This window comes from Pseudomonas sp. Root401, from assembly GCF_001425105.1.
Lineage (GTDB): Bacteria > Pseudomonadota > Gammaproteobacteria > Pseudomonadales > Pseudomonadaceae > Aquipseudomonas > Aquipseudomonas brassicacearum.
The window spans coordinates 140,208-153,826 of record NZ_LMDO01000002.1 but is presented as its reverse complement, the minus strand read 5'-3'; the positions used below and the strand labels follow the sequence as shown (position 1 = coordinate 153,826).

The window sequence follows — 13,619 nt, the reverse complement described above, 5'->3', positions numbered from 1 at the left end:
GGATCAGGAACCTGGGTCACAAATTTCGCGCAAACATCGGTCATCGTGCTGGCTATTGCAGAGAACTGGACAGTCACAAAGGCTTTGCGGCATAGTCGCCAGGTTCTGATACCTGCTCACAGATAACAAGGAACAGCAGATGGCGACCCTATTGGTCCTGCACGGACCCAACCTGAACCTGCTGGGCACCCGCGAGCCGGGCGTCTACGGCGCCGTGACGCTGGCGCAGATCAACCAGGACCTGGAGCAGCGGGCCCGCAACGCCGGCCACCATTTGCTCTATCTGCAAAGCAACGCCGAATATGAATTGATCGACCGTATCCATGCCGCACGTGGCGAAGGCGTGGATTTCATTTTGATCAATCCAGCAGCTTTTACACACACAAGCGTCGCATTACGTGACGCGCTGCTGGCGGTGAGCATCCCATTCATCGAAGTGCATTTGTCCAACGTGCACAAACGCGAACCTTTCCGCCATCACTCCTACTTCTCGGATGTAGCAGTGGGAGTGATCTGCGGCCTTGGCGCCAGCGGTTACCGGCTGGCCCTGGAGGCCGCCCTAGAGCAGCTTGAAAAACAGGCAACAGCTTGAACAACAAGCGTTAAACGCCCCTGACCGACCCTTGGGAGTTGATGATTCATGGATATCCGTAAAGTTAAGAAATTGATCGAATTGCTGGAAGAGTCCGGCATCGACGAGCTTGAAATCAAGGAAGGCGAAGAGTCCGTACGCATCAGCCGCCACAGCAAGACCCCGGCCCAGCAGTTCTATGCACCGGCACCGATGCATGCTCCAGCCGCCGCGCCTGCTCCAGCAGCAGCGCCGGTTGCCGCAGCAGCGCCAGCCGCACCGGCTGCGCCAGCGCTCAACGGCACTGTCGCCCGTTCGCCAATGGTGGGCACGTTCTATCGCAAGTCTTCGCCATCCTCGCCGTCCTTCGTTGAAGTCGGCCAGACCGTGAAGAAAGGCGACACCCTGTGCATCGTCGAAGCCATGAAGATGATGAACCACATCGAAGCTGAAACCAGCGGTGTGATCGAGTCCATCCTCGTCGAAGACGGCCAGCCGGTTGAGTACGACCAACCGCTGTTCACCATCGTTTGAACCGCGGAGAGCCTTTGATGACTGCGAAGTTGGAAAAAGTTCTGATCGCTAACCGCGGTGAGATCGCCCTGCGGATTCTGCGTGCCTGCAAAGAGATGGGCATCAAGACCGTCGCCGTTTACTCCAAGGCCGACAAAGAACTGATGCACCTGGGCCTGGCGGACGAATCCGTCTGCATCGGTCCGGCGTCGGCTGCGCACTCCTACCTGCACATCCCGGCGATCATCGCCGCTGCCGAAGTGACCGGCGCTACCGCCATTCACCCTGGCTACGGCTTCCTGGCGGAAAACGCCGACTTCGCCGAACAGGTCGAAAATTCCGGTTTTGCCTTCATTGGCCCGAAAGCCGACACCATCCGCCTGATGGGCGACAAGGTCTCGGCCAAGCACGCCATGATCGCGGCGGGTGTGCCGACCGTTCCGGGTTCCGACGGCCCGCTGCCTGAAGACGAAGAAACCGCTTTGCGCATCGGTCGCGAAGTCGGTTATCCGGTGATCATCAAGGCCGCTGGCGGCGGCGGTGGTCGCGGCATGCGCGTGGTACACAAGGAAGAAGACCTGATTTCCTCGGCGAAACTGACCCGCTCCGAAGCTGGCGCGGCGTTCGGCAACCCGATGGTCTACCTGGAAAAATTCCTGACCAACCCACGTCACGTCGAAGTCCAGGTGCTGTCCGACGGCCAGGGCCATGCGATCCATCTGGGCGACCGCGATTGCTCGCTGCAACGTCGTCACCAGAAGGTCCTCGAAGAAGCGCCGGCACCGGGCATCGACGAGCAGGCTCGCGAAGAAGTCCTGGCGCGTTGCGTCAAGGCCTGCATCGACATCGGCTATCGCGGCGCCGGTACCTTCGAGTTCCTGTACGAGAACGGTCGTTTCTACTTCATCGAAATGAACACCCGTGTTCAGGTGGAGCACCCGGTTTCGGAAATGGTCACCGGTATCGACATCGTCAAGGAGATGCTCAGCATCGCCGCCGGCAACAAGCTGTCGTTCACCCAGGATGACGTGGTCATCCGCGGTCACGCGCTGGAGTGCCGGATCAACGCCGAAGACCCGAAAACCTTCATGCCAAGCCCAGGCACGGTCAAGCATTTCCATGCTCCGGGCGGCAATGGCGTTCGCGTCGATTCGCACCTGTACAGCGGTTATGCCGTTCCGCCGAACTACGATTCGTTGATCGGCAAGCTGATCACCTACGGGGCGACCCGTGACGAAGCCATGGCGCGCATGCGCAATGCGCTGGACGAAATCGTGGTAGACGGGATCAAGACCAACATCCCGCTGCACCGCGACCTCGTACGCGACGAAGGCTTCTGCAAAGGTGGCGTCAACATCCATTACCTGGAACACAAGCTGGGCAACCAGCATTGATGCTTCAAGTAATGTAAAAAGACCCCGGTCATTGGCCGGGGTCTTTTTTTTGCCTGTCGCTCACGATGCAGGCAGCGGCATCAGCCCAGCATCACCGTAGAAAATTCCTGCAAGGCAAGTTGCGCCGCAGTCGCCGGCCGGCCCTGGTGGGTGCGAACGGCACCGTCGGCATTGGCCACCAACGGTTCGCTGCGCAAGCGCGCCATGAACCCGCGCGCACGTACCGATACCGGATCAGAACCCTGCTTCGCCCTCGCCAGCACGGGTACGTAGTAGCGTTCGACCTGACTCTGTGAGGTCTTGAATACTGAGGTGATACCACTGCGCAGATCCAGCGCAACACCATAGTTATTCCCAAAGCAGGAAGAATACGACCAGTGATCCCAGGTGGGTTGCAGACCCTGGCGCCTCATCACCAACCGGACCGGCTCACCAATGTCAGCCCCCGTCAGCCAATCCCCACCCACCAGCGTGGCACGAATATCCTTGGGCGATCCCCCCAGGCGCCGCGTCACGTCCCGGACGCTGCGCTCGATCAGCGCACGGATGTTGTGATCGAAATGAATGACCGCCCCCATCTTGGTGGCAGGGTTGTACAACGAAGCGATCACGCACGTTTGCGCATTCAGCGAGAACAGATAGTTGTCCGCCGTCTCGCTGAACCTTGCCACCACAGCCTCGCCCTGCAACGCCCCCCTCGTTGCGTCCGGAAAGACATGCCCGGGAAACGCTTCGCGCAACTCCCCCACTCGCCCAAGGTTGCGCACATGGTCGTTGCCGCCTCTCAAGCCGACTTTGTTATGGGTCCATTTGCCATTCGCCAGCCTGCGGATGGGCAGCTTGTACAACGCGCCGGGACGCCTGGCATCCACCAGGCACAACCCGCCGAAGTAGGGATCCTCCATCACCTGGTAGTACCGCCCCCTGCTCCGTATGTAGTGAGCGCTTCGCGGTTGCGTTGCGCTGGGTGGGCTGCGATAGGTGCCAAAAAAAATCCCCTCCTCGGTCACCGGCTGCAAGTGCTCCGGCACTCTGCTGACCGCCTGCTGCGGCTTCAGGCGTAAGGGCGGGATCACCAGCCCAGCCTCTTTGGCGATGCCCGACGTCGCGCGCCTCAAGCGTTGAGCGGACAATGACAACGGTTTCACCGCGAGCTTCAGGTTCCTGGCCGCGCGCCCTAGCAGCCTGGCCATGCTTGCGGCACCGAGCGTGGCGAACAGCGTCCCCCAGGTCGCGGCCAGCCAGTGGTCAAGCGCGCCTTCCGTGTCGCCCTGCCCATGCGCCTCGACTGCCTGCCCGGCGCTGACAGCCACCAAGCCAATGTCCAGCAACAAGGCAAACGGGGGGTAGACCATGCACACAGGAGCCGCCGCGAAGATCAGGCCCTTGAACACCTGATCCCTGATCATTTCGGCACGACTTGTGGTGATGTCCTCCACATCGGTGACAGCGCGCTCGATGCAGGCATCGAATTCAGCGCCGATGTCCATGACCCGATTGAATTCGCGCACTGTATCGACGCGCGTGCTCCCGCTCGCCAAAGCCACCAGCGAACGTCCTACAGCGGCACGCGCGCTCAGTGCGACCCGCTCCAGTACGTAATGATGCAGTTGCGCGGCGATGCTCCCGGAGAAGTCCAGGTACTTGCGAAACAGGATCCCGTCCGGAGCGTCGGGTGTGTACAACCAGTAAAAAACCTTAGGGTCGAAGTAGGTGAAAACGTAGACTCCTTGCACGACATGACCGCCGACGGTCAACTTGATCACGCCTTCGCGCGTCACGGCGGCGCCGGGGTGCGTGGCGCTGCTCACAGGCCTCCCATCGCTCAGCAGCGTGACTTGCCGGGTGAGCCAATGGAATTCGTCGGTGTTCAACATCGACTTGCCATGAGCCACACGCAGGTCGCGATCCATCCGGGCCAACAACATGTAGCGGTATGCCTCGCGGCGTTTCGAATACTCAGGGTCCTTGGCATCGAGAAAGGTGGCACGGATGTGCTTGGCATATCGTTCCCCCAGGTAAGCCACGCGAATGTATGACGCCAATTCGGCGCTGCGAACCTGCTTCAAGTCCTGCCCGACAGAAGAACGCACGCCTCTTGCGGGGTCGTCGATATCCGAGCTGTGCTCGTATCCAAAAATGGCCAGGTCCAACAGGCTTGCCGTTTTTTTCTCGGTTGCCAACCCCGTGCTGTAGTCAATGAGCACAGTGGCCGGATCGACCGCTTCAAGCACCCCCTTGCTGCGCAGGTACGGCGCAATCAAATGGGCGAAGGTGCGCTTGGCGAAGTCGATGAAGACTTCATAGTCGACCATCTGCTCATCGAACACCTGCCGCTGAACCAGAAACTCCTGGTTCAAGCCGCTGATGTTGCGCCGGGACTCAAGCGGCAACGCCGAGTACCAGCGAGGCGACTCGCTCAGTTCCACTTGCGTCAGGTTGTTGGCCAGGCCGGTCAAGACCGCGTTGCGAAGACCGGCCCTGAAACCGCTGACCGCCCCCCGGAGGTCTTTGCCCAGGTCCCACGAGGCAGGTTTCTGCGCCACGCCGGCAAAGTATTCCCGGGCCCGCCCATGATCGGTCGCAGAGAGCTGCTGCAGCAGATACTCGCGACCGGCTTCATGTTGGGTCCAGGCACCGACCTCCCCGCTCAGCGCCCGAAGCGAGGTCAATTCGACCCACTCCTGGCCATCGGGTTTGCCCGGGGCATACAGCAGCAGGCCGCTGACGTCGTCGCCCATGTCTTCGCGGTAGAACAGAAGAAGATCGGCACACTTCAGGCCATTGGGAAGCACAAGGTCGGCGACACGCCACACGCTGGCGGTTGGCGTCGCAACGTCGCTCTCCCATAGAGCACTGAGCGAGTCATGGCCGGTCGCCGACAACTGGCCCGCGCAACGCGCGATAAACGCACTGTGCTGCAGGCGCGCCAAAAACCAATCGAACATGGCTTCTTTCAGGTCCGCCCGCTCATATCGGTCGGCCAGTGCTTGCAGGTACCCGGCAGGCGCATCGACGTTCGCCAACAATCGGCCAATGAAGGCTGGCGAAAGGGACTGGTTACGCAGCATGCCGCCATTTTCCACCAGGAACACCGACACCGCGTCCGGTCGTACCGGGCCTACCGCCACCAGCTCACTCAGGCTGTAGGTGTGCACCGGCTGGCCCATCACCGTTCGCCACTGTAACTGCACGCGAATGCTGTCAGGCTCGACCACCATGTCCAATTCATCCCTGACATAGTCCCTTGTCAATTGCAGAGCGAAGGCCCGCAGCGAACCCAGGCCATCGACCAGTTCATCGACGTGTGCCTGCGCCAGCGCCGTCTGGTTTTCAAACGCCCGCAGCCGTTCACGATCAGGATTGTTCAAGCCCCGCAGCCAATGCGGCAATTGCAATCGCGCGACCGCTCCAAGATCCCGCCGCTCACGGGTTGTTGCCAACGCCGTCAAGCGACTCGTCTGGCGCCAGGCGTCCTGGAATTCTTCGATCTGTTCTCGCAATTGATCTACGTCCATGCCGGCCAGATGGTCAGGCTGGAAAAGCCCGTCGACCGCGACCCGATGCTCGTCAAGCTTTTGCCTGACCAGTGCCTCGAGCGAGACATCCTGCGACACCATTCGCCAATGCCGCCGCAGATAATCCTTGTAGTGACTGACAAACCTCGACGCCGCGCTTTCCACCGCCTGGGCAACGCACTCCCGGCGCTCGGGGGCGAATCCCAGGTCTACCCCCTCGGGCCAACGGTAGGGCAAGTCCTGCTCTTCGTCATAAACCACAGGCGCCTGGTCGATCATGCGCTGCAACACCGTGTCGAGCAGGGTGTCGATGAAGTGTGGATCGATGTTGCCTTGGTGATAATGGGTGCGCAGCTCGACCAGCAGGTACTCTTCCAGCACCTCCAGCAAGCTCATCTGGGTTTGCAGTCGCGCGTCGATAGCCGCCTGCCAACGCGTCAACTTCTCCAGGGTCATTTGTGCAGTCGCCGCCTGCGGGGAAGAGACCGGCCCCGTGCGCGCCATATTGCTTTGCCGTTCGGCAGTGATGTCCATTCACATTCCTCCCTGCTGTGTGGACCGGCACCTTATCCGCCCGGCGATACGCCCATGGCATACATATATATATCGAAACACCCACCCGGACGGCGTGAGACTCGCTTATCCACTTTGCCCGCGACCTGGCGTACACTGCGCGCCTTTGCAGCCCTGCGCTGCCCCCTGTAGATTTTTTCCAAAGGTGCCCGCCATGCCTTGGCTGCAAGTACGTCTGGCCATCAGCCCGGAACAAGCCGAAACCTACGAAGACGCTTTTCTTGAAGTAGGCGCTGTATCGGTAACTTTCATGGACGCCGAAGACCAGCCGATCTTCGAGCCGGAGCTCAACACCACCCCGCTGTGGTCCCACACCCACCTGCTGGCCCTGTTCGAAGGCGGCACCGAGGCGGCCAGCGTACTGGCCCATCTCGAGCTGCTGACCGGCAGCCCGCTGCCCGAGCATCACAGCGAAGTGATCGAGGACCAGGACTGGGAACGCAGCTGGATGGACAATTTCCAGCCGATGCGTTTCGGCCAGCGCCTGTGGATTGTCCCGAGTTGGCACGCCGCGCCAGAGCCGGACGCGGTCAACCTGCTGCTGGACCCGGGCCTGGCGTTCGGCACCGGCACCCACCCGACCACCGCATTGTGCCTGGAATGGCTCGACGGCCAGGACCTGAAGGGCTGCAACGTACTCGACTTCGGCTGCGGCTCGGGGATCCTGGCGATTGCCGCGCTCCTGCTGGGCGCCCGGGAAGCCGTCGGCACCGACATCGACGTCCAGGCCCTGGAAGCTTCCCGCGACAACGCCGGGCGCAACAACATCGCCGAAGCCCTGTTCCCGCTGTACTTGCCGCAGGATCTGCCACAGGTCCAGGCCGACGTGCTGGTGGCCAATATCCTCGCCGGGCCGCTGGTGTCCCTGGCGCCGCAACTGTCGAGCCTGGTCAAGCCGGGCGGACGCCTGGCGCTGTCGGGCATCTTGGCCGAACAGGGTGAAGAAGTCGCCGCCGCTTATGCCGCGGACTTTGACCTGGACCCGATCGCCAATCGCGATGGCTGGGTGCGCATCACCGGACGTCGGCGCTAGAATGAGCGCCTGTATCCACCGGATTGCCGCATGACTGACAGCTTCGTCACCCAGTGCCCGCATTGCCATACCCGTTTTCGCGTCAGCCATGCTCAATTGAGCGTGGCCCGCGGGGTGGTTCGTTGCGGCTCGTGCCTGCAAGTGTTCAATGCCGCGCGACAGTTGCTGGAACAACGCACTGCCAAGCAACCGGCGCCGGCCGTCGCGCCGACCTCCAAACCTGCGGTCGAAGCCCCGCCCCGGGCGATCAGCCAGAAACAATGGAGCGCCGCCGAGCTGGATCTGGATGACCTGGACAAGGAACTGGCGCGCCTGGAGCGACGCGACAATCGTGCGCCAGGCAATACCGGCCGGCGCCGGGAAGACAACCTGAGCGCGCAACGCGACTCGCTCTCCAGCGAACAGCAAGCCTGGCCCGACAGCCTGTACAGCGAATCTTCCAGCGAGCGCGCCGAAGCCGTCCTCCAGGACCCCATCGAACCGTTCGAACCCCACGAACCGGCCCGGCCACCGCGTACCGAACCGTCCCTGTCCCTGGCCCTTGAACCCCTGGAACCGGACGACGAACCGGTCGCACCGCTCCACCTGGCGCCGGACGACGAGCCCGACGAACACCTCGAGCGCCTGTCTGCCACCGACGACCACGACGACGAACCCGAGCAACTGGCGCCATTGCGCAAGTCACGGGAACGCCAGGAGCCGGGGATACGCGCCGAAGCCCTCCACGACCTGGACGACGACCCGCTGCAACTGGACTGGCGCAAACGCCGCTCGCCCTGGGGGCGACGCATGTTATGGGGCCTGCTGATATTGCTCGCCGCCGCGGCCTTGGGCGGCCAGTACATCGCCTACCATTTCGAGGAACTGGCCCGTCAGGACCAGTACCGGCCATGGTTCCTGCAAATCTGCCCGACCATCGGCTGCGACGTACCGTCCAAGGTCGACATCGCCAAGATCAAGAGCAGCAACCTGGTGGTGCGCAGCCATCCGGACTTCAGCGGTGCCCTGGTGGTGGACGCGATCATCTACAACCGTGCGCCCTTCTCCCAACCTTTTCCGCTGCTGGAACTGCGCTTTGCCGACCTCAACGGGCACCTGATCGCCAGCCGTCGCTTCAAGCCCGGCGAGTACCTGGGTGGCGACCTCGAGGACCGCGGCGAAATGCCGCCCCAGACGCCCATTCACATCGCGCTGGATATCCTGGACCCTGGCCCCAAAGCGGTGAACTACAGTCTGAGCTTCCATTCCCCCGAATGAAGCCGGCCAGGGTCGGCCAATTGACGGCAGCTTTCTGACTGACCCTACCCAGACCAAACCGCTGGCGATAACAAAATAGCTGTTCAGATTTTATCCAATTCGATCTTTATCCAGTCATCGAGAGCGGGTATCATGCCAACCCTTTTTCGAAGTCTCATGATCCGGCCCCACTTCAGGGAAGTCCTATGTCGGCGGTACGCATCGGCCCATATACATTGCAGAACGGCCTGATTCTCGCCCCTATGGCGGGGGTCACCGACCAGCCCTTTCGTCAGTTGTGCAAGCGACTGGGTGCAGGATTGGTGGTTTCGGAAATGGTCACCAGCGACATGAGTTTGTGGAACACCCGCAAATCGCGTCTGCGCATGATCCACGAAGGTGATCCCGAGCCCCGCTCGGTACAGATCGCCGGTGGCGACGCACAGATGCTGGCGGAGGCGGCCCGGGCGAACGTCGAGCTGGGGGCGCAGATCATCGACATCAACATGGGCTGCCCGGCGAAGAAGGTCTGCAACAAGGCCGCAGGCTCGGCGCTGTTGAAAGATGAAGCGCTGGTCACCGAGATCCTGCAGGCGGTCGTCGCCGCAGTGGATGTGCCGGTGACCCTGAAGATACGCACCGGCTGGGACCGGGAGAACAAGAATGGCCTGGTGGTGGCGAAGATCGCCGAACAGGCGGGCATCACGGCGCTGGCGGTCCATGGCCGCACCCGTGCCGACCTGTACACCGGCGAAGCCGAGTACGACACCATCGCCGCGATCAAGCAGGCGGTGTCGATTCCGGTGTTTGCCAATGGCGACGTCGATTCGCCCGAGAAGGCCCGGTACGTGCTGGACGCGACCGGTGCCGATGGCCTGTTGATCGGCCGGGCCGCCCAGGGGCGGCCATGGATTTTTCGTGAGATCGAACACTTCCTGCGCACGGGCGAAAAGCTCGCGGCGCCGCAGTTGTCCGAGGTGGAACGTATTCTGCTAGAGCATCTGGCCGCGCTACATGCCTTCTACGGAGAAGTCATGGGTGTACGCATTGCTCGCAAGCATGTGGGCTGGTATCTCGCAACCCTGCCGGGCGCCAGGGAGTTTCGCGCCCGTTTCAATCGTTTGGATGGTACACAAGCACAATGCGCCGACGTTCAGGCGTTCTTCGCTGAGCGTTACAAGAGCCTGACAGGGGACGAAGGGGTGGCCGCATGACGATGATGACCGAGACTTTAGTGAGTGGAACAACACCCGTGAGCGACAACGTGAATTTGAAACAGCACCTCAATACGCCCAGCGAAGAAGGCCAGACCCTTCGCGGGAGTGTCGAGAAGGCGCTGCACAATTATTTCGCCCACCTTGAGGGCGCTGCCGTCACGGATGTGTACAACCTGGTGCTTTCCGAAGTCGAGGCGCCGCTGCTCGAAAGCGTGATGAACTACGTCAAGGGCAACCAGACCAAAGCCAGTGAGCTGCTGGGCCTGAACCGCGGCACCCTGCGCAAGAAACTCAAGCAGTACGATCTGCTGTAAGCATTCAATCAAACCAGAAAGGCGCCCGCGTAAAAAACGGTCGCCTTTTTTGCTGACTTCCCTTGCTTTTGATGGAAATTGAAATGACCGACCAGACCACCCGCCTGCCGATCCGCCGCGCCTTGATCAGCGTCTCCGACAAGACCGGGATCCTCGAATTCGCCCGCGAGCTGCAACAGCTGGGCGTCGAGATTCTCTCCACCGGCGGGACCTTCAAGCTGCTGCAGGACAACGGCGTCGCCGCAGTGGAAGTCGCGGACTACACCGGTTTTGCAGAAATGATGGACGGTCGGGTCAAGACCCTGCACCCGAAAATCCACGGCGGGATCCTGGGCCGTCGCGGCATCGACGACGCCATCATGAACGAACACGGCATCAAGCCGATCGACCTGGTAGCGGTCAACCTCTACCCGTTCGAAGCCACCATCAACAAGCCCGGCTGCGACCTGCCGACCGCCATCGAGAACATCGACATCGGCGGCCCGACCATGGTCCGCTCGGCGGCCAAGAACCACAAGGACGTGGCCATCGTGGTCAACGCCAGCGACTACGCCAGCGTCCTGGACAACCTCAAGGCCGGTGGCCTGACCTACGCCCAGCGTTTCGACCTGATGCTCAAGGCCTTCGAACATACCGCCGCCTACGACGGCATGATCGCCAACTACATGGGCACCGTGAACCAGGCCGCTGAAACCCTGTCGACCGAAGGCCGCAGCGAATTCCCGCGCACCTTCAACACCCAGTTCGTCAAGGCCCAGGAAATGCGCTACGGCGAGAACCCGCACCAGAGCGCGGCGTTCTACGTGGAAGCCAAGCCTGCCGAAGTCGGCATTGCCACCGCCACCCAGCTGCAAGGCAAGGAACTGTCGTTCAACAACGTGGCCGACACCGACGCCGCGCTGGAATGCGTGAAGAGCTTCGTCAAGCCTGCCTGCGTGATCGTCAAGCACGCCAACCCGTGCGGCGTGGCGGTGAGCCCGGACGCCGAGGGCGGCATCCGCCAGGCCTACGAACTGGCCTACGCCACCGACACCGAATCGGCTTTCGGCGGCATCATCGCCTTCAACCGTGAACTGGACGCCGAGACCGCCAAGGCCATCGTCGAGCGCCAGTTCGTCGAAGTAATCATCGCCCCTTCGGTCACTGAAGAAGCCCGCGCCATCGTTGCCGCCAAGGCCAACGTGCGCCTGCTGGCCTGCGGCCAATGGTCGGCCGACCGTGCGCCGGCCTGGGATTACAAGCGCGTCAATGGCGGCCTGCTGGTCCAGAGCCGCGACATCGGCATGATCGGCAGCGAAGACCTGAAAGTGGTGACCAAGCGCGCCCCGAGCGAGCAGGAAATCAACGACCTGATCTTCGCCTGGAAAGTCGCCAAGTACGTCAAGTCCAACGCCATCGTCTACGCCAAGAACCGTCAGACCATCGGTGTCGGCGCCGGCCAGATGAGCCGCGTGAACTCGGCCCGCATCGCCGCCATCAAGGCTGAGCACGCCGGTTTGCAGGTACAAGGCGCGGTCATGGCCTCCGATGCGTTCTTCCCGTTCCGCGACGGCATCGACAACGCGGCCAAGGTCGGCATCACCGCCGTGATCCAGCCGGGAGGTTCGATGCGTGACGCTGAAGTGATTGCCGCCGCCGACGAGGCCGGCATCGCAATGGTCTTTACTGGCATGCGCCACTTCCGTCACTGAGTTGAGCAGCTACAGGCCTCAAGCTGCAAGCTGCAAGAAAGGGCAGACCGATGTCGCGCCCTCTTGCAGCTCAGCCTTTACTAATTCAAAGCCATAAGCTGCAAATAAGAGCCGCATATACTCGCTTTTACTTGCAGCTTGTAGCTTGCAGCTTCTCCGAAGGAGTCTTTCTTTGAACATTTTGATCATTGGCAGCGGTGGCCGCGAACACGCCCTGGCCTGGAAAGTGGCTCAGGATCCCCGTGTGCAGAAGGTTTTCGTGGCACCGGGCAATGCCGGCACCGCCATCGAAGCCAAATGCAAAAACGTCGCCATCGACGTGCTGGCCCTGGAGCAACTGGCCGACTTCGCCGAGAAGAACGTCTCGCTGACCATCGTCGGCCCGGAAGTGCCGCTGGTCGCCGGTGTGGTCGATCTGTTCCGCTCCCGTGGCCTGGACTGCTTCGGCCCGACCGCCGGAGCCGCGCAGTTGGAAGGCTCGAAAGCGTTCACCAAGGATTTCCTGGCGCGTCACAAGATCCCGACCGCCGACTACCAGAACTTCACCGAAATCGAACCGGCCCTGGCATACCTGCGCGAGAAAGGCGCACCGATCGTGATCAAGGCCGACGGCCTCGCGGCCGGTAAAGGCGTGATCGTTGCCATGACCCTGGCCGAAGCCGAAGACGCCGTGCGCGACATGCTCGCCGGCAATGCCTTCGGTGATGCCGGTTCCCGCGTGGTGATCGAAGAGTTCCTCGACGGCGAGGAAGCCAGCTTCATCGTCATGGTCGATGGCAAGAACGTCCTGCCAATGGCCACCAGCCAGGACCACAAGCGTGTCGGCGATGGCGACAGCGGCCCGAACACCGGCGGCATGGGTGCCTACTCCCCGGCCCCGGTGGTGACCGCCCAGGTGCACCAGCGCGTCATGGACCAGGTGATCTGGCCGACCGTGCGCGGCATGGCCGAAGAAGGCAATGTCTACACCGGTTTCCTCTATGCCGGCCTGATGATCGACAAGGCTGGTAACCCAAAAGTCATCGAATTCAACTGCCGTTTCGGCGATCCTGAGACCCAGCCGGTAATGCTGCGCCTGCAATCGAGCCTGGTCTTGCTGGTCGAGGCTGCACTGGCCCAGGCACTGGACAAGGTCGAAGCCCAATGGGATCCGCGCCCAAGCGTCGGTGTCGTATTGGCGGCTGGCGGTTACCCTGGCGACTACGCCAAGGGTAGCGCGATCCAGGGCCTGGACGCTGCGGCCCGCCTGGAAGGCAAGGTATTCCATGCAGGCACGGCGTTGAAGGATGGGCAAGTGGTCACCGCCGGCGGTCGTGTGCTTTGCGCCACCGCCATGGGCGCCAGTGTCGACGAAGCTCAGCAGCAGGCCTACAAGCTTGCCGCCGAGATCGACTGGGAAGGTTGCTTCTACCGCAAGGACATTGGCTATCGCGCCATTGCCCGCGAGCGTGGCGAAAATCTGGAATAACCCAGCCATTCAGCCAGGCAAGGGTCTACGGCCCTTGCCTGACTGTTCCGGCGCCGCGCATAGTTATAATCTGGCATCAACCTACGAAGGG

Annotated in this window: 10 protein-coding genes; 9 read left to right on the top strand and 1 reads right to left on the bottom strand. The window is 61.8% G+C overall.

What is annotated here, in order from left to right; translation table 11 throughout:
• Positions 1-139 precede the first annotated feature (139 nt).
• The 3 genes from aroQ to accC are packed head-to-tail and all read left to right on the top strand — an operon-like array spanning position 140 to position 2,478.
• Positions 140-592, top strand: a complete 453-nt coding sequence (aroQ, locus tag ASC85_RS03765) for a type II 3-dehydroquinate dehydratase (protein WP_018605716.1) — start codon at positions 140-142, stop codon at positions 590-592.
• Positions 593-640: 48 nt separating this feature from the next.
• Entirely contained in the window at positions 641-1,105 is a 465-nt protein-coding gene (gene accB, locus ASC85_RS03760) for an acetyl-CoA carboxylase biotin carboxyl carrier protein (protein WP_003197423.1), read from the top strand.
• A 17-nt stretch (positions 1,106-1,122) separates the two neighbouring features.
• On the top strand, positions 1,123-2,478 hold the full coding sequence (gene accC, locus ASC85_RS03755) for an acetyl-CoA carboxylase biotin carboxylase subunit (protein ID WP_003197421.1): 1,356 nt from the start codon (positions 1,123-1,125) through the stop codon (positions 2,476-2,478).
• An 80-nt stretch (positions 2,479-2,558) separates the two neighbouring features.
• On the opposite strand, the gene ASC85_RS03750 is transcribed toward accC, so the two are convergent.
• Positions 2,559-6,530, bottom strand: a complete 3,972-nt coding sequence (locus ASC85_RS03750) for a hypothetical protein (RefSeq protein ID WP_057448331.1) — start codon at positions 6,528-6,530, stop codon at positions 2,559-2,561.
• A gap of 193 nt (positions 6,531-6,723) precedes the next feature.
• On the opposite strand from ASC85_RS03750, the gene prmA reads away from it, so the two are divergent.
• From prmA to purD, 6 genes are all read left to right on the top strand, one after another.
• Positions 6,724-7,602: a 50S ribosomal protein L11 methyltransferase gene (gene prmA, locus ASC85_RS03745; protein ID WP_013692161.1), complete on the top strand. Its 879-nt coding sequence runs from the start codon at positions 6,724-6,726 to the stop codon at positions 7,600-7,602.
• 30 nt (positions 7,603-7,632) lie between these two features.
• On the top strand, positions 7,633-8,859 hold the full coding sequence (locus ASC85_RS03740) for a DUF3426 domain-containing protein (RefSeq protein WP_057448330.1): 1,227 nt from the start codon (positions 7,633-7,635) through the stop codon (positions 8,857-8,859).
• 185 nt (positions 8,860-9,044) lie between these two features.
• Positions 9,045-10,052, top strand: a complete 1,008-nt coding sequence (gene dusB / locus ASC85_RS03735) for a tRNA dihydrouridine synthase DusB (RefSeq protein WP_057448329.1) — start codon at positions 9,045-9,047, stop codon at positions 10,050-10,052.
• Positions 10,049-10,369, top strand: coding sequence for a DNA-binding transcriptional regulator Fis (fis, locus tag ASC85_RS03730; protein ID WP_003186237.1), 321 nt, complete (start codon positions 10,049-10,051; stop codon positions 10,367-10,369). The genes dusB and fis overlap by 4 nt, the downstream gene beginning before the upstream one ends.
• 83 nt (positions 10,370-10,452) lie before the next feature.
• Positions 10,453-12,060, top strand: coding sequence for a bifunctional phosphoribosylaminoimidazolecarboxamide formyltransferase/IMP cyclohydrolase (purH, locus tag ASC85_RS03725; protein WP_014336383.1), 1,608 nt, complete (start codon positions 10,453-10,455; stop codon positions 12,058-12,060).
• A gap of 172 nt (positions 12,061-12,232) precedes the next feature.
• Entirely contained in the window at positions 12,233-13,528 is a 1,296-nt protein-coding gene (purD, locus tag ASC85_RS03720) for a phosphoribosylamine--glycine ligase (RefSeq protein WP_057448328.1), read from the top strand.
• Positions 13,529-13,619 lie beyond the last annotated feature (91 nt).